This window comes from Shimia isoporae, assembly GCF_004346865.1.
Taxonomy (GTDB): Bacteria; Pseudomonadota; Alphaproteobacteria; order Rhodobacterales; family Rhodobacteraceae; genus Shimia; species Shimia isoporae.
In genome coordinates this window covers 298,843-320,475 of record NZ_SMGR01000002.1, presented here as the reverse complement: position 1 = coordinate 320,475, position 21,633 = coordinate 298,843, and the positions used below count along the sequence as shown (strand labels likewise).

13 protein-coding genes and 1 tRNA gene are annotated in these 21,633 nt (G+C 56.1%); 9 read left to right on the top strand and 5 right to left on the bottom strand.

The genetic code is table 11. The features are described 5' to 3' along the window. Positions 1–60 precede the first annotated feature (60 nt). Positions 61–136, top strand: a tRNA-Lys gene (locus BXY66_RS13095). A 354-nt stretch (positions 137–490) separates the two neighbouring features. Here the strand turns inward: BXY66_RS13095 and BXY66_RS13090 are convergent. Further along, the gene (locus tag BXY66_RS13090; RefSeq protein WP_132860696.1) at positions 491–2,515 is read right to left on the bottom strand and encodes a DEAD/DEAH box helicase; all 2,025 of its coding nucleotides are present in this window, start codon (positions 2,513–2,515) and stop codon (positions 491–493) included. Between the two features lie 257 nt (positions 2,516–2,772). Here BXY66_RS13090 and BXY66_RS13085 point away from each other — a divergent pair, with 257 nt between their 5' ends. The 8 genes from BXY66_RS13085 (at position 2,773) to BXY66_RS13050 (ending at position 14,842) form a co-directional block, all read left to right on the top strand. Continuing rightward, positions 2,773–3,258: a MarR family winged helix-turn-helix transcriptional regulator gene (locus BXY66_RS13085; protein ID WP_132860694.1), complete on the top strand. Its 486-nt coding sequence runs from the start codon at positions 2,773–2,775 to the stop codon at positions 3,256–3,258. Continuing rightward, the gene (locus tag BXY66_RS13080) at positions 3,255–4,295 is read left to right on the top strand and encodes an efflux RND transporter periplasmic adaptor subunit (RefSeq protein WP_132860692.1); all 1,041 of its coding nucleotides are present in this window, start codon (positions 3,255–3,257) and stop codon (positions 4,293–4,295) included. Before BXY66_RS13085 ends, BXY66_RS13080 begins: the two co-directional genes overlap by 4 nt. Positions 4,296–4,304: 9 nt before the next feature. Beyond that, positions 4,305–7,364, top strand: coding sequence for an efflux RND transporter permease subunit (locus tag BXY66_RS13075; RefSeq protein ID WP_132860690.1), 3,060 nt, complete (start codon positions 4,305–4,307; stop codon positions 7,362–7,364). Positions 7,365–7,553: 189 nt separating this feature from the next. After that, entirely contained in the window at positions 7,554–8,675 is a 1,122-nt protein-coding gene (locus BXY66_RS13070; protein ID WP_132860689.1) for an ABC transporter permease, read from the top strand. Positions 8,676–8,677: 2 nt separating this feature from the next. Beyond that, the gene (locus BXY66_RS13065; protein ID WP_132860688.1) at positions 8,678–9,478 is read left to right on the top strand and encodes an ABC transporter ATP-binding protein; all 801 of its coding nucleotides are present in this window, start codon (positions 8,678–8,680) and stop codon (positions 9,476–9,478) included. Then, on the top strand, positions 9,478–11,571 hold the full coding sequence (locus BXY66_RS13060) for an MCE family protein (RefSeq protein ID WP_132860687.1): 2,094 nt from the start codon (positions 9,478–9,480) through the stop codon (positions 11,569–11,571). Before BXY66_RS13065 ends, BXY66_RS13060 begins: the two co-directional genes overlap by 1 nt. Further along, positions 11,568–12,230 carry an ABC-type transport auxiliary lipoprotein family protein gene (locus BXY66_RS13055; RefSeq protein ID WP_132860686.1) on the top strand — a complete coding sequence of 221 codons (663 nt, stop codon included), beginning with the start codon at positions 11,568–11,570 and terminating at the stop codon, positions 12,228–12,230. Before BXY66_RS13060 ends, BXY66_RS13055 begins: the two co-directional genes overlap by 4 nt. Before the next feature lie 170 nt (positions 12,231–12,400). Beyond that, on the top strand, positions 12,401–14,842 hold the full coding sequence (locus tag BXY66_RS13050; RefSeq protein WP_165929180.1) for an ATP-binding protein: 2,442 nt from the start codon (positions 12,401–12,403) through the stop codon (positions 14,840–14,842). 15 nt (positions 14,843–14,857) lie between these two features. Here BXY66_RS13050 and BXY66_RS13045 read toward each other — a convergent pair whose 3' ends face one another. From BXY66_RS13045 to BXY66_RS13030, 4 genes are all read right to left on the bottom strand, one after another. Further along, a complete protein-coding gene (locus BXY66_RS13045; protein WP_132860683.1) occupies positions 14,858–17,950 on the bottom strand; it encodes an efflux RND transporter permease subunit in 3,093 nt (1,030 codons plus the stop codon). After that, complete coding sequence (locus BXY66_RS13040) at positions 17,950–18,951, bottom strand: efflux RND transporter periplasmic adaptor subunit (protein ID WP_165929179.1); 1,002 nt, start codon at positions 18,949–18,951, stop codon at positions 17,950–17,952. The genes BXY66_RS13045 and BXY66_RS13040 overlap by 1 nt, the downstream gene beginning before the upstream one ends. Positions 18,952–19,254: 303 nt before the next feature. Continuing rightward, the gene (locus tag BXY66_RS13035) at positions 19,255–20,103 is read right to left on the bottom strand and encodes a 3-methyl-2-oxobutanoate hydroxymethyltransferase (RefSeq protein WP_132860680.1); all 849 of its coding nucleotides are present in this window, start codon (positions 20,101–20,103) and stop codon (positions 19,255–19,257) included. 120 nt (positions 20,104–20,223) lie between these two features. Further along, on the bottom strand, positions 20,224–21,624 hold the full coding sequence (locus BXY66_RS13030) for a TRAP transporter large permease (RefSeq protein WP_132860679.1): 1,401 nt from the start codon (positions 21,622–21,624) through the stop codon (positions 20,224–20,226). Positions 21,625–21,633 lie beyond the last annotated feature (9 nt).

Genomic DNA, 21,633 nt, shown 5'->3' with positions numbered 1-21,633 from the left:
TTCTTGAGAATCGGCTTGACCGCCCCCCGCGCAAAGCATAGTAACCGCGCCACAGAGAGTGGGCCGTTAGCTCAGTTGGTAGAGCAACTGACTTTTAATCAGTGGGTCATAGGTTCGAATCCTATACGGCTCACCACTCCACCCAAATTGATATAAGCCTCCTAAAATGCGTCCGCGCAGGTGGTGACGTTGTGGTGCCGTTGCGAAGTGCGACTTAGCGGGCACAGTATGCGAGCTCATGAGCGTTTCGGGGTCGTGCATGAGCAGAGTGTTCGGCTCAGGTCATGGAACCAGTGCCCTTGGATCCGACGCAGCGCCTTAATCCAACTTTTGAAAACGCGCTCTACAGTGACAGTTGTAACGTAGCTTCGCCGGCTTGTTTCCCTTGGACTTCTTGGCGTCGCAGGTCTCCAAGTTTCAGTTTGGCAAGTTCGGTGAGCCGGAAAAAGCGAAGCCGCGCAAGTGGATGCGCGGCTCTGGCAGTTTGTCTTTATTTCTTGGAAGAAGGTTTGCCCTTGCCTGTCTTGGCTGCGGCGCGGCGGGCTTTGTTCTTCTTGCTGTTCGGTTTGCCCACTGGCGGTGGTGGACCTTTCGGTTTGTCGCCTGATTTCGCGCGGCGTGGAGCAGCGTCGCCACCTTTGGCCTTGTTTGCCGTAGCGGATTTGTGGGCTTTGGGTTTGCCCTGCGTGTCCTCGGATCTGGGTTTGTCAAACTTCGGTTTGACAGGTTTGCCGCCTTTTGAAACCGGTTTGGGTTTGCGCGCACGGGGAGCAGGAGCATCGTTCCAGTCGATTGGCGCGCTTTCTTGTTTCGGGCCGTCCATGACCTCTGGCTTTGTGCGCGGCTTGTCGAACTTTGGTTTGTCGCCGCGTGGTTTGTCGAACTTCGGTTTGCCTCTACCTCGATGGGGTGGCTTGCCGGGCTTTCCGCCTCGCAGACGCTCCAGCTTGGGGGCTTCGGCCAGTTGTGTCAGAGTGGCACCGTGTTCTACTTTTCCCTCTGGACCAACGGCAGAAAGAAAGGCTGGAACGCTGGTTTCCAGAATTTGCACGTAGGTTTCATTACTCTGAATTCGGATCGCGCCGATATCACTGCGTCCCAAACCGCCGTAGCTGCACAGCATCGGCAAAAGGCGTCGCGGGTCGTGTCCGGCTTCGCGTCCGCCGGAGATCGCGAACCAGATTGAAGCACCGAATTCCTTACGAGGCTCTGGTTTGGTGTTGACGTCGGTGAGCTCTTCGGGTGCCGTCCGGATTGTGCCGAGCAGGCGCAAATAGCCCGCCGCCATCTGTTCAGGCGTAAAGGCGTCAAGCATCGCTGCGACGGTGGATTGACTGCTCTCTGGTATCGCTTCCTGCCACGCAGGGTCCGCAAACAAGCGATCCATGTCACGCGCTTTGACTTCGTCCGCTGACGGGGCTCCACCCCATTCCGCCTTAAGCTTCGCCATTCCGAGGATGCGCTGGGCTTTCTTGTTGGACTTGCGGTTCACGATGAGAGCACTGACGCCCTTGCGTCCCGCGCGACCCGTCCGCCCAGAGCGGTGCAGCAGGGTCTCATGGTTGTTTGGCAGTTCGGCGTGCACAACCAAATCAAGGTTAGGCAAGTCGATTCCGCGGGCAGCGACGTCGGTCGCCACACAGACCTGTGCACGACCGTCGCGCATTGCCTGAAGCGCATGAGTGCGTTCGGATTGAGACAGTTCTCCGGACAGGGCAACCACGTTGAAACCACGGTTGGACAGGCGGGTTGTCAGACGGTTCACCATGGCTCGCGTGTTGGCAAAAACGATAGCGTTGGGTGCTTCGTAGTAACGCAGGGTGTTGATCACCGCATTGTCGACGTCGCGGTCCGCAACTTTCATGGCGCGGTATTCGATGTCAGCGTGCTGACCTTCCTGTGCTTTGGCGATAACCCGCTCTGCGTCGCGTTGATAGTTTTTGGCCAGCCCAAGGATGGCGTTCGGCACCGTGGCGGAAAACAGCAGTGTTTGACGCTCTTCCGGCGCTTCCCCAAGAATGAACTCGAGGTCTTCTCGAAAACCGAGGTCGAGCATTTCGTCCGCTTCATCCAGCACGACGGCGCGGATATCCGAAAGGTCGATGGCGCCCCGGCTGATGTGATCCCGCAGTCGGCCGGGCGTCGCCACTACAATGTGGGCACCCCGAGCAAGCGCGCGGCGTTCGTCACGCATATCCATGCCACCCACACAGGATGCCATCTCGACTCCGGCTTTGGCATAAAGCCAGCCGAGTTCGCGTTTGACCTGAAGGGCCAATTCTCGGGTGGGGGCGATCACAAGTGCCAGAGGCGCAGCTGGCGCCGCGAATGTCTCTAGATCCTGAAGGATGGTCGGGGCAATGGCGAGGCCAAAGCCCAACGTCTTGCCTGATCCGGTCTGTGCCGAAACGAGAAGGTCGCGGCCTTCAAGATCTGGGTCCAATACAGCGGTCTGAACTGGCGTCAACGAGTCATAGCCGCGCTCTTCGAGCGCGTTTTGCAGGGCAGTTTTCAAAGTGTCTCTTTCTCTCTCAGGAGTGTGCTGTTCTTTGACTGGCATCCCCTTTCGCCGTCGAATGCGGCGTTCCTATGCACGAGAAAGAACAAGAAGTGCTGCACCTATCCGATCTCTGGCAGGTTGTATAGGGGCCAGGAAATGTGGCGAATTCGTATATTTTTCGTAAAAAATGAACCGAGGAGTTCACTTGCCTCTTGAAAAAGGCTATCCGTGCGTTAACTGGATATTTCAATTTGTGAAGCATTGGGGGTTCTATGTCTCAGAATCTGACCACAGACCGGCACGCTTTGCCTCGCGACTTCTCCGATGAAGTGCGGGCTGTCATTGGGGCGTTCGCTATAGTCCGAAAGATGGAAAACCTCATGGAAGAGGAGGCATTTTCGGTCAATCTCACCAAACAGGAGCGACGCATGGTTCTGTTTCTGGATCCACCGCGTCGTATGGGCGAACTGGCTAAATGGATGGGGGCGCTTCCATCGAGTGTTACGGCAATGGCCGATTCTCTCGCAGACCGCGGTCTACTGGTTCGTCAACGTGATCCTCAGGATGGGCGGGCATGGCAGCTTGCGCTGACTGACTCCGGTCGCGACGCGCGAGATGAAACCTTCGAAAAGGTCGAGAAAATCTTCCGTACGGAATCCAACCTCACGGGCAAAGAAATCCGGACCTATGCAGATCTGGCGATCAAAGCGCTGCCAGATGATTTTTTTACAGATGAAACGGGTGAGGACCCCAAATGAAGTTTCTGAAATGTCTGGCGCTGGCCGCCTCGGTGGCGGCTGCGCCTGCTTTTGCAGACGAGCCACTCAAACCGGTCAAGCTGATGGAAATCCAATCTGGCCAAACCGCTTTCGAGCGGCAATTTTTTGGTCAGGTGAAGGCACGTCAGTCCGTAGATCTCGCGTTTCAAGTTGGTGGTCAGATCGTCGACTTCCCGGTGACCGAGGGGCTACGGATCAAACAAGGCGACATAATCGCCAAGTTGGACCAGGAACCCTTTGAGTTGCAGCTTAGTCAGGCGCGTTTGCAGAAGTCGCAGGCCGATCGGACCGTTGATCGTTTGGAAAAGCTCAAGGGCAACACCGTAAGCCAGGTTGCCATTGATGATGCCGAAACGCAGGCCGGGCTCTCGGAAATTGCGGTAAGCAATGCGGAATGGTCCCTGCGCCACGCCACACTTCGGGCACCTTTTGACGCGCTAATCTCCAGCCGAAATGTCGAGCTTTATACGACGGTGGGCGCCGGCAGCCCGGTGGTGCGCCTTCATGATCTGAGTGAGCTGCGGATCGAAGTGGATGTGCCGGAAATTCTGTTTCAGACAGCCGGAAACACCGGCGACAACATAGAAATCTTCGCGCGGTTTCCCGGGCTGACAGAAACCTATCCGTTGGACATTCGCGAGTACGACGCAGAAACATCCAACATTGGACAGACCTTCCGTATCACCTTTGGTCTACAGCCGCCAAAGGAGCGTGTCGTGCTGCCGGGCTCGTCCGTGACGGTCACGGTTCGTGCTTTGGAGCCTGCCAAAACCGTTGAGGTTCCGATGTCCGCTATTGTTGTGAATGACGCTGGCGACACGGGTGTTATGCGCTTTGATCCCAAGGGCGGCGACACCGGACATGTTCGGTTTGTGCCTGTCGTGATCGAACCCTCCGAAACAGGTCAGGTGCGTGTTCTTGAAGGTGTCGAAGATGGCATGGAGATTGTGGTCGCTGGCGGCGGTGCTCTGAACGAAGGACAGAACGTGCGCCGCTTTGTCGGCTTCGGAAACTGAGGCTGACCCATGAACATTGCACGCATGTCTATTGAGCGGCCGATTTACACTTGGCTGATCATTCTGGTGTTTCTGGTTGGCGGTATTCTCGGCTTTCTGAACCTGGGCCGTCTGGAAGATCCCGCTTTCACCATTAAACAGGCCGTTGTGACCACCAACTACGCTGGAGCGACTGCGGAGCAGGTCGCGACCGAGGTCAGCGAGCCGTTGGAAAGCGCCATACAAAAAATGGGCGAAGTGGACCGGATTACGTCGATCAACAGTCCGGGCCAGTCGATGATCGAGGTGCACATCAAATCGACGGTCAACGGCGATGAGCTTCCGGAAATCTGGACAAGACTGCGCGCAAAAATGCGGGATGCTGCCAGAGCGCTGCCGCAGGGTGTGGCGCAGCCTTATGTGAACGACAGTTTCGGCGATGTGTTTGGTTTGTTCTATGCGATTACCGCCGAGGGTTTCAGCGACGCGGAAAAGCACGAACTGGCGACCTATTTGCGACGTGAATTGCGCACGGTGAAAGGTGTTGCAGATGTAGAGGTCAAGGGGTTGCCCGAAGAGGCGATATACATCGAGCCGAATCTTGCCCTTTCCGTGAATCAGAACGTGTCGATTGAGGCGATTGCGAACGCAATCGCCACATCTGATAGCGTAACACCGGCAGGTACGTTGACCACTGAGAGCGCCCGCACCCGGATCATGACTCCGGACGGCAGTGATACAGTAGATGCCATTCAAGGCCTTTCCGTCGGATCAGGCGGCAAAGTCGTCAACCTGATCGATACGAGCCGTGTGTTCCGCGACCGGAAGGCCAATCCCGGCCAGATCATTCGCCACAATGGTGTCGAAGCATTCACACTTGGTGTGGCGGGCCTTAGCACCGAAAACATTGTCGAAGTCGGCAAACGCGTTGATGCCAAGTTGGCAACAATGCAAGCGGACATTCCGGCGGGTGTGGAACTGCATCCCGTCTACCAGCAGCATGTCGTGGTCGAAAAAGCGTCCAACGATTTTCTTGTGAACCTGGCCATGTCAGTGGCCATCGTGATTGCGGTGCTTGCGGTCTTTATGGGGTGGCGCGCTGCGGTTGTTGTCGGGGCGACGTTGTTCCTGACGGTGGTTGGCACCTTCCTGTTCATGTCTATGTTCTCCATCGAAATGGAGCGCATCTCGCTGGGGGCATTGATTATTGCCATGGGGATGCTGGTGGACAATGCGATCGTTGTTGCAGAAGGCATGCAGATTGCGATGCTGCGGGGCAAAAACTCCCGTGAGGCGGCTGACGAGGCCGCTGGCAAAACGCAGATCCCGCTGCTTGGTGCCACGGTTATCGGCATCATGGCTTTTGCTGGCATCGGTCTCAGTCCGGATGACACCGGCGAGTTCCTTTTCTCGCTGTTTGCAGTAATCGGCATTTCCCTGCTGTTGAGCTGGTTGCTGGCTCTGACAGTTACTCCGATGCTCGGACACTACCTGTTTAAGCAAGGCAAAGGCGGCGAAACCGATGCCTACTCCGGCTGGATTTTCCGTATGTATGGCTGGAGCCTGAACCTTGCCTTGAAACTGCGTTGGCTGGTTGTCATCGGTCTGATTGGCGTTACCGCGCTTTGCTATGCGGGTTTCAGCCGCGTGGAAAACCAGTTCTTTCCGGAAAGCAACACACCGCTGTTCTTCGTGCATTACAAACTTCCGCAAGGTACGCCTATTGCCACAACATCTGAGCATATGGCTCGGATGGAAGAGTGGCTTGGCGAGCGCGAAGATGTGGTCAGCTTCTCGACTTTTGTCGGGCAAGGCGCGACCCGTTTCATGCTGACGTATGAATCAGAGAAACCCAACTCCAGTTATGGGCACATCATTGTCCGAACTGCGCAGTCGAGTGAAATTGCGGCTTTGCGAGAAGATCTGAACGCATTCGGTGCGCAGGCTTTCCCTGAAGGTGAGTTCCGCACGAAACGTCTGGTGTTCGGTCCCGGTGGTGGCGATCCGATTCAGGTCCGCTTCTCGGGCTCTGATCCGGTCGTCCTGCGAGAGCTGGCGACCGAGGCCGCGACCGTACTCGAGAATGCGTCGCCGAACATTCGCGAAGTGCGCACTGACTGGCGTGAACAGGAACTGGTGATCAAACCGCTATATGCGACCGAGCGCGCCCAGACTGCCGGTGTGAATCGGGATGATGTTGCGGACATGCTGAACTTCTCCACTGACGGGATCAGTGGCGGTATTTTCCGCGAGGAAGACCGTTTGCTACCGATCATTATCAGGCGTTCGAACACAGAAGGCTTCGGCTTGCTGGATCAGGTTGTCTATTCGGCCAACACCAAGAGCTTCCTGCCGTTGGAGCAGATGGTGGACGGTTTCTCCTATGAAACCCAGAACACACTGTTCCACCGACGTGATCGGGTGCCGACGATCACCGTGGGCGCCGACATCGCACCGGGGTTGAACGCGGCGCAGGTGCAGACCGAAGTGACTGCTGCGATAGAAGCAATGGAACTGCCCGTTGGCTATCGAATGGAGTGGGGTGGCGAGAAGGAAAACTCTGCCAAAGCGCAGGAAAGTCTGGGCGGTCAGCTTCCTCTGACGATCCTCATCATGGTTCTGATCTCGGTTCTGCTGTTCAACGCCATTCGCGAGCCCATAATCATCTGGTTGCTTGTTCCGATGTCAGTAAACGGTGTTGTCCTCGGCTTGTTGGGCACGGGGCTCCCGTTCTCGTTCACCGCATTGCTGGGTTTGTTGAGCCTGTCGGGCATGTTGATCAAGAACGGGATCGTGCTGGTGGAGGAAATCGATTTTGTACGCGAAGAGGGCGGTCCACTTCAGGAAGCGATTGTCAAAGCCAGCGTGTCGCGTCTGCGGCCAGTGATGCTGGCGGCTGTTACGACCATTCTGGGTATGGCGCCGCTTTTGTCGGACAAGTTCTTTGAGTCGATGGCAGTGACGATCATGGGCGGTCTGGCATTTGCCACGATCCTCACCCTGATCGCGGCGCCGGTGCTCTACATGATCTTCTTTGGTCGTGAAGATCGCAGGAAACGCGCGGCGATGGCTCAAATCTCAAGCGCATGATCTATCTCCAGCCCCGGCCAATGTGGTCGTGGCGGAGTCTACTTTCCCAAGCAATGCCCCTTTGCTAAGCTGTGATTTAGACGCGGAAAAATCCGCGCGAGCGCCGTGACTTCTGGGGGGACTTTTGTCAGGATCAATTTGGAAATGGCCGCTGGTACTGCGGGCCCCGGAAGCAGGTCTCGCCACCAAATGAGCGTAGACCACCCTCCCTTTGTGCACGATGAAAACGCCACTATTCAGGTCGGCGGAGAGCTGGTGACAGCCACTTTGGGTAGTGTGGAAAAACCTTTTGCGAAAATTACACCACGCTCTGGTGCCGTGACCATCGATCTCAGCCAACTGCGCGCGTTTGATACCGGCGGAGCCTGGATGATTGCCGACCTCAAGACGCGCCTTGGGGACGGGGGGGCTTCGGTCTCGGTGCAAGGCGCTAAGCCAGCCTATGCAGCGTTGCTTGCTAACGTAGAAGAGGCAATTCCCGAAAGCGACGAGGATCCGGAAGCCGTACAAGGCATCACCGCCGCGTTGGACAGGTTCGGCCGTAGGGTGGTCGAGGTGCAGAACACGTTGATTTCTTTCAACGGGTTTCTGGGCGAAACGCTGGTGCGGATTTTTGGCCTTGTCTTACGCCCCTGGAGATTGCGCTGGGCTTCGCTCGTAACGCACATGCAAGATGCCGGATTGAACGCCATTCCAATCATCGCATTGATGGGGTTTTTGATCGGGATCGTTTTGGCTTTTCAGGGGGCGACGCAGCTCCAGCGTTTTGGCGCGGAGGTTTTTGTGGTCGAGCTGATCTCGATATCCGTTCTACGGGAACTGGGTATCCTGCTTACAGCGATCATTGTGGCTGGCCGGTCCGGTTCGGCATTCACAGCCTCGGTTGGCTCAATGAAAGTGCAGGAAGAGATCGACGCCATGCGAACGCTGGGTCTCGATCCGATTGAAGTTCTTGTTGTGCCCCGCGTTTTGGCGCTGGTGATTGTGCTGCCGATCCTTGGATTTGTTGCCAATATCTGCGGTCTCTTCGGCGGCGCGCTGATGAGCTGGATCGATTTGGGAGTCAGCCCGGGCATGTTTTTGACGCGACTGTATGAAAACACGGGTGTCTGGCATCTGGCAATTGGCATGATAAAGGCCCCGTTTTTTGCCGTGGTGATCGGCGTCGTTGCGTGCTGGCAGGCGTTTCAGGTGCGGGGATCTTCGACCAGTGTCGGACAGCGCACTACGGCATCGGTGGTACTGGGCATCTTTCTGGTAATTGTGCTGGACGCGCTTTTCTCAATCTTTTTTGCGCAGTTGGGGATTTGAGAATGGCCACGCAACGGGAAGCAGTGATCAAGGTCCGGGGCTTGCGAAACCAGTTTGGCCGTCAGGTTGTGCATGACAATCTGGATCTGGATGTGTGGCGCGGCGAAGTACTTGGCATTGTCGGAGGCTCCGGAACCGGCAAGTCGGTGTTGTTGCGCACGATTGTCGGTTTGAACAGGCCGGCCGCTGGCAGCATCGAAGTGCTGGGCGTTGATGTGCTGAGGGCGCCGGATGACGAGCGCCGCGAAGTGGAAACGCGCTGGGGTGTGGCCTTTCAGGACGGGGCCTTGTTTTCTTCGCTCAGTGTATTGAACAACGTGATCGCACCTATGCGAGAGCATCTGGATCTCAGCCCTGCCTTGATGAAGTCGCTGGGTGAACTGAAAATCTCGATGGTCGGTCTGCCGCCGCTGGCTTGTGGAAAACTTCCGTCGGAACTGTCCGGAGGCATGCGCAAACGCGCAGCGCTTGCACGCGCTTTGGCGCTTGATCCGCAGATTGTCTTTTTGGATGAGCCTACGGCGGGTCTCGATCCTATCGGCGCCGCCGCATATGACGAGCTGATTGGTGAATTGCAGCGGGCTCTGGGCTTGACGGTTTTTATGGTCACACATGATCTGGACAGCCTTTACGCGATCTGTGACCGTATCGCCGTGCTTGCCGAGAAGCGGGTATTGGTGGAAGGTCCGATTGAAGGGATGACAGATGTGGATCATCCTTGGGTACAGGAATATTTCACCGGACCGCGAGCGAGAGCGGCACAGGTGAAGGGCCAGAAAACTGGCCAGACAGGGGCAGGGTAATGGAAACGCGGGCCAACTATGTGCTGATCGGGCTTTTTGCCCTCCTTGGCCTGATTGGATCGTTTGCCTTCCTCTTGTGGTTGGCGAAGCTCGATGTCGATCGGCGGTTCGCGTACTACGAAGTCACATTCGAGAATGTTTCCGGCCTCGGGATGGCCGGAGACGTGCGCTACAACGGATTGCCGGTTGGGCAGGTCGTCGACCTTCAATTGGATAACGAAAACCCCTCTCTGGTGCGCGTCCGGCTTGAAGTAGATGCAGACACGCCGATCAAGACAGACACAATAGCGCAACTCAATTCGCTCGGTGTAACTGGTGTGAGTTTTGTTGCGTTGTCAGGTGGTTCTCCTGACGCGGCGCTGCTTGGTTCCGGTGGTGAAATCACTTCTGAGCGGAGCACTTTCCAAACTTTGATGGAAGGCGCTCCCGAGTTGCTCGAAGAAGCAATCTCGCTGCTGGAAGATGTCCGCAGTGTGGTCAGTGATGACAACAAAGAATCGGTTTCTGAACTGTTGAGCAATTTGGCGTCCGCGTCCGGCAAGCTTGATCGCACCTTGGAAGATTTCGAAGGTCTATCTGCAGATCTAGGCTCGGCTGCACGCGAAATCGCTGATTTCACGGACACACTCGAAGGGTTGTCTGATACTGCGGAAATCACATTGAACGAAGCGACGGATACGCTCGTCTCCATTCGGGGAGCAGCTGATCGTACTCAGGGCACGCTGGACAGTGCGCGCACTGCGTTTGATACCGCCAATGAGCTGGTAACCGGCGAGCTCAAAGAGCTGGTTGCCCGTGGCGCCGATGCGGCGACCGCGCTGGATACTATTCTGCAAACCGTGGAGCCTTCGGCGATTGCGGCCTTTGACGCAGCCAACGGATTGATTTCCGAACGTCTGCCCGGCTTTGTCGATCAGATCGAAAGCACTGCGAAAACACTCGAGACGGAAGTCAGCGCCGTCAGCGAGTCTGCGACCTCCTTGATGCAAAGGTACGAAACAGTAGGGGAAGCGTTCCAACAGCGTGTGGCGCAAACGGAGCAGGCCATCGAGTCTGTCAAAGTTGCGACTGACGCGGCAACGGCAACATTGAACTCCGTAAAGGACACGGCCGACACCGCAACAGAGCTATTGAGCGAAGAAGTGGCAGCATTGGCACAGGAAGCAACAGCAACGTTGGCAGAAACGCGGGCGATTGCCCAGGATCGGTTGCCTGGCTTGATCGATACGGCCAACTCTACCTTGGGGACGATCCAGCAGGAAACCCAACAATTGGGCGAAAGCGCGGGAGTGATGATTGTCGAGGCCACAGCCCGGTTGCAGCAAGCTGAAGAAACTCTCGCCGGATTTAGATCCGCGCTGGAGAACTCTGACAAGATGCTGACATCTCTCACGACCACGGCAGACAGCGTCACAACGCTTGTTGAAGGGGACGCGACCACATTCCTATTAGACGCGACCGCCGCCGCTGAGGCAGCAAAAGCCGCGCTTGAAACCATCAACGCGTCGGTTGACGAAGAATTGCCAGCCTTGATGAGTGATGTGCGGTCGGCCGCAAAGGGAGCCAGTGACGTGATCGTGTCTTTGGGCGACTCGGTTGATGTTCTGTCTGCAGACGGCCGAGAAGCGCTTGAAACCGCGACGGTAGCATTCCGGAATGCCAACGACACGCTGGCTGCGATCTATTCGGCGATGGAAACGGCGGAGACAACGCTGACCACCGCGGATCAGACTTTTGCCGCTGCCAATGAAATTCTGGATGGGGATGTAGATGCCATCGTGAGCGACGTGCGCGGTGCAGTGGATGCCTTTGCAGGCATGGTCACGGAAGTCTCGGACGATATACAATTGGCCAGTAGCGAGGTCCTGAGCGCGTCGGAGTCCGCTGCCAATCTTGTTGGAACCGTAGATACGATCGTGCAGGACAACCAGCGGCAGGTCTCTGATTTCCTACGGGTTGGCTTGCCGCAATTCCTCAGATTTATTGAAGAAAGCCGCTATTTGGTGGGCAATCTGGATCGGCTGGTCGACCGGATTGAACGCGATCCCGCACGCTTCCTGCTTGGCACTCAAGGTTCGGAGTTCAGTCGATGAGACACCTGTTTCCCTTTTTTGTGGTTCTGGGAGCGCTTGTGTTGAGTGGATGCGCTGGACTGGGCACGATCAATCGGGCTGCACAACCAACCGATCTTTTCGCGCTGACTCCAAAAAGCACGTTTGATAGTGGGCTCCCGCGGCTGCGCCAGCAGATTGTTATCGAAGAGCCGACGGCGACAGCAGCCGTCGACACCGACCAGATTGCTGTACATCCAACCCCGCTTCAGGTGGAATATCTACCCCGCGTACGTTGGGTGGACCGAGCGCCGCTGATTGTGCAGGCTCTGTTGATTGAAAGCTTTGAAAACAGCGGCAAAGTGGCGGCTGTGGGCAGGTCAACGGTCGGACTTCGGCCGGATTATATCATCGTGACAGACGTGCGCGAGTTTCAGGCAAATTTGCCCAACAGCGAAGACAAAGACGGGCCGCTGGAAATCCATGTACGCCTGAACCTTAAGATCATCGACAGTTTCAGCGATCACATCATCGGCTCGAACTCCTTTGGAGAGGTTGTCCTAACTCAAAGCGACGAGACGCTAGATATCGCGCAGGCATTTGACACCGCGCTTGGACGCGCAATGCGCAAATCAGTGGAATGGAGCATTCGCAAAATCTATGGCCATGCACAGGCCAATCCACGTCCGACTCTGCGGTGACCCTGCGGCAAGGTCCGTAAACCCCAAGCGACCTTACTAACCAAATGTAAATCCCCCGACTTTATAGCGAGGTCTGGTTGATGGGATTTGGAAGGTTGAGGACCTGTGGGGAACAGCAGAAACAAGATAGCCAAAGAGATCAGACTGGCATGCATCACCCAGGTGGTGCCATGAGCGCAGTTTTTTTGACCAAGCACCCCAAAGGGGCCATGAAAGGCAGAATTGGTTTCCGGCAACGTTTGACGCTGTTGCTGTCCGGCCTTTTGTTCCTGTTTGTTTCAGGCGCAGTTTACATCAACACGATGGCCCAGATCGACCATGTCAGCCATCACCTTGACGAGGACATAACGGCCTATGGCTCTGCTTTAACTAAGATTTCTGCGCCTTTTATTCGCGAAGGACGCCACAATGACCTTCGTCTGGTGTTTGACGAATGGGCCACACTTCCCAACCTGTCTTCAGTTCGTGTTGTGAGCGCAGCAAATGTGCTTTTGGTGCCGGACCGGCACAACCGAAACATGGATCAGATGGTCAATGTGCACGACGTATTGGCGCATCGGGTGCATCAAAGCCGATCCCGTGAACAGGAACGCCGTAGCGGTTATCTTGATGTCGGGTTCCCGATTCTCGATGGCGGAGAATACCTTGGCGTAGTGCGGATGACGTATCTTACGTCCGTCGAATCGCAACTGCTTTTGCAAACGGCAGCGCGAAATATCGCGCTGGGTGTGGTGTTCTTCATCTTTGGCGCATGCTTGGCGGCCTATTCAGCTCATCGCATTGCCGCTCCTCTAAGGACACTGACAACCGCGACACAACGGGCGACCGAAGGCGATTTAGACCAGCAGATAGAAATCAAAACCGGGGATGAAATCGAAAGTCTGGCTAAGTCTTTCAATTTGATGCTGGCACGTCTTCGCAATCGCATGGATGCACTTGAAAACACAAAAACCGAACTGAGATTTTCGCGTGATGCGGTGGAAGACCGGAACCAAGCCCTTGAAAGCGCACTGCGACAGGCGGAATCGGCCGAGGCCGCCAAGACCCAATTTGTGGCTCGCATGAGCCACGAAATCCGTACGCCGATGAACGGCGTTTTGGGGATGACGGAATTGCTTGCGGATACGGATCTATCGGATGAACAGCGCACATTGCTGTCGTCGGTGCGATCGTCCGGCAAATCTCTTTTGGCCATAATCAATGATATTCTTGATTTCTCCAAAATCGACAGCGGGCGCATGGAGCTGCGAAACGAAATATTTGAAACGTCCGATCTGACGGAAGATCCAATCAAGACGCTGTCTCTGCTTGCAAGCGAAGCAGGCATCACCTTGCTTGCGCGCGTTGATCCAAGCCTACCAAACAGGATTGCCGGCGACGCGCTGCGAATGAAACAGGTGGTGGTTAATCTTGTAGGCAACGCCATCAAATTTACCCAGAAAGGCCATGTGTTCATCGAGGCGAAGCGGGAACTGGACGCGGAGGGCCGGGAGTGGCTGCGCGTCGACGTGAGTGACACAGGTGTCGGCATCCCAGAGGACCGTCTGGCGACCGTATTCGATGAATTTTCGCAAGTGGGCGGTCAATACGGCCGGACGGTTGAGGGGACAGGTCTAGGCCTCGCGATTTCCAAAGGCTTCGTCGAATTGATGGGTGGCCGCATCTGGGTGCGTTCGGAGTTGGGGACAGGCTCGACGTTCTCTTTCTCTGTGCCCCTGCAGCCTGCAACCTCTGACGAACCACCAATCGCTTCACAAGAAACTGTGCTCGCCGGTCTCAAGGCAGCGTTGGCATTTCACAATCCGCTCGGCGCGCAGATCGTTGCCGAAAGAATGCGCCTATGGGGGCTTGAAGTCATCGAGGAAAGTGACCCACAGCGGTTGCGCGAGCTTGCCGGATCCAATGGTGAGCAGCCTGTCGATCTGATGGTGATTGACCATGACCTTTTGCCAAGTGTGCAGGATGCTGGCGGCTTCCCGAACAAAGCGTCGGACGATGGACAAGCTCCGACCGTAATTTCGCTCAAACCGATGCGAGCGCTTAAGAAAGACTGCAGTCATCTTGAAACCTGTGTCGACCGCGTGATTGTGAGGCCGTCAACGCCCGAGATGCTGCGGGCCACCTTGCTTGAAGTAACCGGGCGGCGTGATGTCACCGAGTCTGGCGATCGTGCCGAAGGCGGCCAGCACGAAGACGCAGTCGATCTTGGCGACCTCAAAGTTCTGGTCGTAGATGACAACCAGACAAACCGGCTATTGATTGAACTGTTCCTGAAGCGCCAGGGCATTGCCTTTGAAAGTGCCGAAAACGGGGTTCAAGCCGTTGCCAAAACCCGCAGCTTCGCGCCGGATTTGGTGCTCATGGATGTGGCAATGCCAGAGATGAACGGGCTTGATGCAACGCGCGCCATCCGCAGCGCGGAAGTGGGGCGCCGGGTAAAACCTTGCACGATCATCGGATTGACGGCGCACACCACGCCTCAGGACACGGCGAATTGTCTTCAGGCGGGAATGAACGCCCACATGAGCAAACCAGTTTCTTTCTCCCTTCTTCGGAAAACGCTGCGAGAACTTGCGGTTGCCAAAGAGGAAGCCGCGACAGACGTGGCCTGAGGCAGTCGTCGCGCTTCAGGTGCGCATGCGGGCTGCTGTTGTCTCGGCTTCCAGCAAGCGCGCGTTTTCACCTGGGATGCCTCCCAGGGGAGCAATCAGACGATAAAACACAGGGATCAGAAAAAGGGTAAACACCGTGGCGAACCCCAATCCGCCCACGATTACCCAGCCCACGGCTTCGCGAGCTTCTGCCCCGGCTCCAGAGGCCAGCACCAGCGGAAGACCTCCCATAACGGTCGAGATCGCCGTCATCATCACAGGGCGCAGGCGCATTCGCACTGCGTCTCGAATGGCTGTGTCCACATCAAGGCCGCGTTCACGAAGCTGGTTGGCAAATTCCACCACGAGTATGCCGTTTTTGGCCATGATGCCGATTAGGATCACCAGTCCAATCTGGCTGTAGTAGTTGAGTGTCCCACCCGATAACCAGATCGCCATGACTGCGGCCCCAAGGCCAAAAGGGACGGTGAGCATGATAACCGCCGCAGACGCAAAACTCTCGAACTGTGCGGAAAGCACCAACAAGACCACCAAAAGTGCAATACCGAAGACCAGCAAGGTGCCCGACTGGCTCTCTTCCAGGGTTGCGGCCTCACCGCGAAAGATCAGTCGCGCGCTGTCTGAAAGAACTTCGGCCGCCAGTTCTTCTGCCCGCTGAGCGGCTTGTCCCAAGCTCACTCCAGCGCCAAGATTTGCCTCCCCCGGTACAGCACGGGCGCGGTCCTCGCGTGCTAGCGATGATGCCGTTGATGACGGGGTCAATGTGACAACCGATGAAAGCGGCACAAAGTCCCCTTTGTTTGTTCTCGCCCAGACATTTTCGATGTCGGACGGATCCTCGATCGGCTTTCCTCCTGGTACCATTCGAATGTCGGTTTCTTCGCCGTCCAGAAATACTTCGGTCGCGACTTGTCCCTGCGTGAGCGTGTTGATTGTGGTGGCGATATTGGCGGGAGAAAGGCCAAGTTCAGTGGCCATTTCTCGGTCGATTTCAACCGACAGCAGCGGCGTCGTTGTGTCGTAGGACAATGTCGGGTTTGAAAATGTCGGGTCTTCTTCCATCGCTGCGACCAGAGCGTCGCCTTCTTCAGCAAGACTGTTGTAGTCATTGCCCACCACGGCAAATTGCAATCCACGACCTGCACCCCGAATACCGAGGCTATTGGGCGAAATCGCAAAAACCGAGATGCCGGGTATTCGCATCAGTTGTGGGTTGATCTCGGCAAGCAATTCCTGAGCGCTGCGGTCGCGGTCGTCCCAGTCAGCGAGGCTTACGACGACAAAGGCACTGGAACTGCCTCCTGCGCCAATGATGGATTGCACTGCATTGATTTCTCCGCTGTCCACATGCGGCTGCAAAATGCTTTCAACTTTGGTGATCTGCTCATCGGTGAAGGCAAGACTTGCTCCTGCGGGACCTTTTCCCCGGATAAAGAATACACCTCGGTCTTCTGTCGGGGTCAGGGCCGATGTGAGGTTGCCGTAGGTGCCGAATGACAAGATGGCGAAAGCCAGCGCTGCTGCGATGGCCAGCAGAGGTGCATTCAGGGCGGCACTGACAATACGCTGATACACGGCGACCAAACCTCGGGGCGGCGTCTCGGCATCTTTCAACTGTTCTCCGCCACGCCCGGGATCGAGTTTCGCGGCCATCATTGGTGCGAGCGTCAACGCAACAAATGACGACAACATAACGCAGAACGCGAGCACAAAACCGAACTCCGCGAAGATTCCACCTGCCTGTCCGGGTAAAAAGGAAATCGGGATGAACACCGCAGCCAATGTTGCTGTCGTCGAAATCACCGCAAAGAAAACCTCGTTGGTTCCGGTCGCCGCTGCGAGCGATGCACCCATGCCTTGATGTCGCCTGCGGACGATGTTCTCAACCACAACGATTGCGTCATCCACGACCATACCGGTTGCCAAAACCAGTGCCAGCAGGGTGATCGTGTTGACCGAAAACCCGGCCAACCAGATCGCGGCGATGGCACCTGTCAGGGACACCGGGATTGTCACCGCAGGAATGAGAACGGCACGCCAACTGCGTAAAAAGGCAAAGATTACAGCGATCACGATGAGAACCGCGATGCCAATCGTCGTGCTTACTTCGTTGATGGAGCGTTCAACGAAAAGGCCATCATCCGCCACGATGACTAACCGCATGCCAGCCGGTAGTTGTGCCTGAATATTACTCAGTTCGGCCCGCACGTTTTGTGAAATGGTCAGCGTATTGGACATTGATTGTCGCACGATGTTCAGGCTCACCGCGGTTTGACCATCGACACGTGCGTAAATGTCGTCATCTGCACCGGTATAGTCGATCAGTGCAATGTCGCCGACGCGGGTGTGCGCATCGATCCGCAGTTCGCCGATTGCCTCCTCTGTAACCTCTGGATCGGCTGAGCGGAGCAAAACGGACTGACTGCCGCTTTCAAGATCACCCATTGCCGTATCGATGCGAAGCGTTTTCAAAGCCGTTTCTACGTCGCTCAGATCCAGACCACGTCCCACGAGTGCTGTGAGAAAAACCTGCACTCGGAATTCGTTTTCCTGCCCGCCCAAAACCTGTACTTCGGCGACGCCATCGATTGTCGACAGCCGGTCTGAAATGAAGTTGTCCGCCAGCCGAGTCATTTCGTCCAAAGGCGCGCTGCCGAGAAGCGCCAGCCGCATGATCGGATCACTGTCACTGTCGTTTTTGGACACAACCGGATCGTCTATGCCGTCTGGCAATTGTCGTTCGGTCGCAGAGATGATTTCACGCACCTCGTTGGCCGCAGTGTCTATGTCGGTGTTTTCCGTCAAGTCTATGGTCAAACGGCTGGAACCATAAGACGAAGTGGCAGACACAGCTTTTAGACCATCAAGCTGCGCGAGAGCGTCCTCAACGACTGATGTGACTTCGGCGTCCACGGTCTCCGGGGCAGCGCCGTCCCAATTGATACGCACGGAAATTACAGGTTGTTCGACGCTCGGCATTTCGCGCACCTCGACGCCGTTCAGCGCGGCAAGGCCGGCGATGGCGATCAGTAGGTTCACAACGATGGCAAGTATCGGGCGTTTGACGAAGATGTCGGCAAAGCCCGTGTGAATTTTGCGGTGGGGCATCAGTTTGTGTCCCCGTCCTGACTGGTTTGCGACTTCCGACGGGCATCAACCAGCTCCTTCGTTGTCACTTCTTCGCCTTGACGCACCTTCTGCACGCCTTCGACGATCACCGATGTCCCGTCAGGCAGATCACCGTTCAGCCAAACCCGATCGTTCTCGCGGTGCCGGATACTGACCAGCACTGGTTCGGCTTTCCCGTTTTTGACAGTCCACACCGCGGCGCCTTGGCGGCTCCAGGTGATCGCATTAGCGGGTACCACCGGAAGCGGCGCGTTTTGGTCATCCAGAATGACGTTGAACACCATGCCAGGCAACATCAAGCCTTGGGCATTTTCGATGCCCGCACGCACCTTTATGGTGCGCGTGGTGCTGTCAATCTGTCCGTCAAAGCCATCGACAGTTCCTTCAAATACGCGACCTGGCAGCGATCCAGTTGTCAACCAAACCGTCTGACCAACCTGTACGATTCCAGAGGCGCGATCCGGAAGGCCGAATTCCACGGAGAGATACGTTTGATCCGTGATTTTCACAATTTCAGACGCCAGGCCTAAATACATGCCCGGTTCTACATCAGTGAGCCCGAGCGTACCTGAGATCGGTGCGCGTATCGTTTTTAGATCCAGATCGTATTCCGCCCGCTCTACGGCGGCCTCGGCGATTTCAACCTGAGTGCCTGCTTCAGTTACACTCACTGCAGAAACAGCGCCGCTTCCAGCTTCTCTCAATGTGTCATACCGCTTAAGCGTTGCGCGGGCTTCGGCAAGGTTGGCCTTGGCTGAACGCAAGGCGATCTGTTCCACGCGATCTTCGATTGTGACCAAGGGTGCGCCCGCTTGGATCAGCTGATTGGGTCCAAAATGAACCTCGGTCACCCGTCCCGCCGTTTCGGATTCCACCATAACGTTGGCCTTGGCTTTGGCTGTCCCAACCGATCGAAAGCTATCGGTGAAGGCCTCGGCTTTGACCTCAAAGGTCGTGACGATGGTCTTTTTTCCACCCATTCGGGCTGGGTTGCGGGGTTGAGGCGCGCCGGAGGTTGGCGGTTGCGATATGCCCTCCGGGGAAGAGGTACCACCAAATGGGAGGCCAAAGGTAACGACCCATGCCGTTCCCACAAGTGCCACCGCTACCAAACCTGTCAAAATTTTTTTCACTCGAACGCTCCGGATACGGGTCAAATCAGGCCAATGGCCAAGTCACCGGTTTGAACGCAGCTTACAATGGTTTCCGTCGACTGAAGCTTCGAAAATTTTAGACAATGTACCGTTTCGGCGGAGGAGTGCGCACAAGTGACGGAACACTCCTCAGGAATGCGTGGGTGCCCACTTGTCCAGAGCTTCTAGGAATTTGGCTTTTTCGCCGTCATGCATGGTCACATTGGTTTCGGGGTAGGGGAAATTCGTGGCAGCAACCTCTTTGTGGAACTCCTTTAAAGCCGCAACGCGCTCTTGGTGAACCTGTTTGTGCAGACGACCGACATTTCCGAAAGAGTGTGCGTGTTTCGGCGGTTTATCTTCCTCGCTGGCTTCCCCGCAGATGTCGGCCACAAATGAGAATACCGCGTCGCCCGCGTTTCCCGAACCCAGAGAAAAGGTCACAATCGACGTCTTCAGGTTCACGGCTTCCAGGACTTCTTCCGCTATGCACTCTGCTTCGACCGCAACGACTCCCGCATCTTCCATACGCTTGAGTGTTTCGAAAATTTGCATAGCCTCGTCAGCTTTGCGTCCCCATGCGCGCAAACCACCGCAATAGTGGCTAAAGGTCGGGATCAAGCCGATATGGCTCTGCACGGGAATGCCTTCGCGAGCGAGTGTCTCCATCGTTTCGAAGCTGCGCAGAGTGTAGTAGAGGTCACCTCCCTTGCGCATCATTTCAAACGCATGATCGAGAATTTCCGCGGTCGAACCGAATTGCGCCCATGACGATCCGACACCGGTGAAATGATGGGGTGCAATCTCGCGCACCTCGTCAATCTGGTCGCCTCCGACCACAAACAAATCGATCCCAGCCTCAATACAGGCGCGCAGTTCCGGTGCGTTAGCCGGGTTGGCCATGCTCAGTTTCTTGCCGGTTCCTTTTAGGGCTTGCAGGTCGGAGATCGTGTAATTCCGCTTGGCCGGATTGCGGCTGAAGTCGTAAATGCGTTTCATCATGTCCTCCCAAACAACATGCCTTGGCGATGTTAGGAAGGCAGCCTGCTGCAGGCAATGAAATGGTTTGTGGAAGCTTGTTTTGCTCTCAGGCTTCCACAAAAGCATCTGACCGAAGATTCAAACTTGCATGGGCAACCACAACACAATCATCGGGAAGGCGACTAGAAGTGCGATCGTGGCGGCGTCCGCCAAGAAGAACGGTGTCACGCCCTTGAACACGTCCTGAACGGTCAGATCGTCGCGTACTCCGGCGACCACAAAACAGTTCAGGCCAATCGGCGGCGTGATCAGGCAGAACTCCGCCATCTTCACCACGAGAATACCGAACCAGATCGCGCACATGGGCCCGGACATCCCAAACGTGCTTTCGGCCGCGCTCACCGCTTCCCCGCCGTTCAGCGCCATAACCGCCGGATATACAACGGGAAGGGTCAAGAGAAGCATTCCGATGGCATCCATGAACATGCCCAAAACCGCATAAGCCAGAAGGATGCAGATCAGGATCAGCATGGGCGCCATATCCAGTGACGTGATCCAGTCGGAGAATGCATTTGGCAACTGCGCAAACCCAAGGAAGCGGACGTAAACCAGCACGCCCCATATGATCGTAAAAATCATTACGCTTAGTTTTGCGGTTTCCAGCAGGGCGTCTTTGAGCTCGGACCAGCGCATGCCTTGGTAAAGCGCCATCAGAAAGACCACAAAAGCGCCTATTGCCCCGCCTTCCGTGGGGGTGCCCCAAGCATCTCCACCAAACGGGTTATAGACAAAGAAGATGATGGTCATCACCACGATCACAATCGGAAGGGCAGGCGGCAGCGATTGGAAGCGTTCCTTCCATGTGAAGCCGCTGACAGCCGGGCCAAAGCCTTTGATCGTGAGAGCCATGCCAATGATCAGCAGGCCATAAATCAAGGCGGAGAACATGCCCGGGATGAAGCCTGCGAGAAGCAGTTTGCCAACATCCTGCTCAACGATGATGGCGTAGATCACTAGGATTGCAGAAGGCGGGATCAGTGACGCCAGAGTTCCACCTGCCGCGACCACGCCAGCGGCGAAGCGTTTGTCGTAGCCGATCGCCTGCATCTCCGGGATGGCAATCCTGGCAAAAACAGCGGAAGTTGCCACGGAGGCTCCGGATACCGCCGCAAATCCTGCGGTGGCAAAGACCGTCGACACAGCCAATCCGCCCGGCACCCAAGCCAGCCATTTTTTCGCTGCTTCAAAAAGCGCCTTTGTGAGACCGGCATAGTAGGCAAGGTATCCTATCAAGATGAAAGTCGGGATCAGTGAAAGCGCCTGACTGGCGACTTTGGAGTGCGGTACTTGGCCAGCGGTTTTTACTGCAACGGTCACAGCCTTGCCGAAACGGTCGGGTTCATAGCCAAACTTGGCCCAGAAGATCCAGATCAGACCAACCATTCCAGCGGTGGCTGCGGCAAAGGCAACGCGCATACCCAGCACCACGAGTACAAGCATTCCGCCCGAGACGATCAGGCCAATATCAATGGGTTCCATCTGCGAATT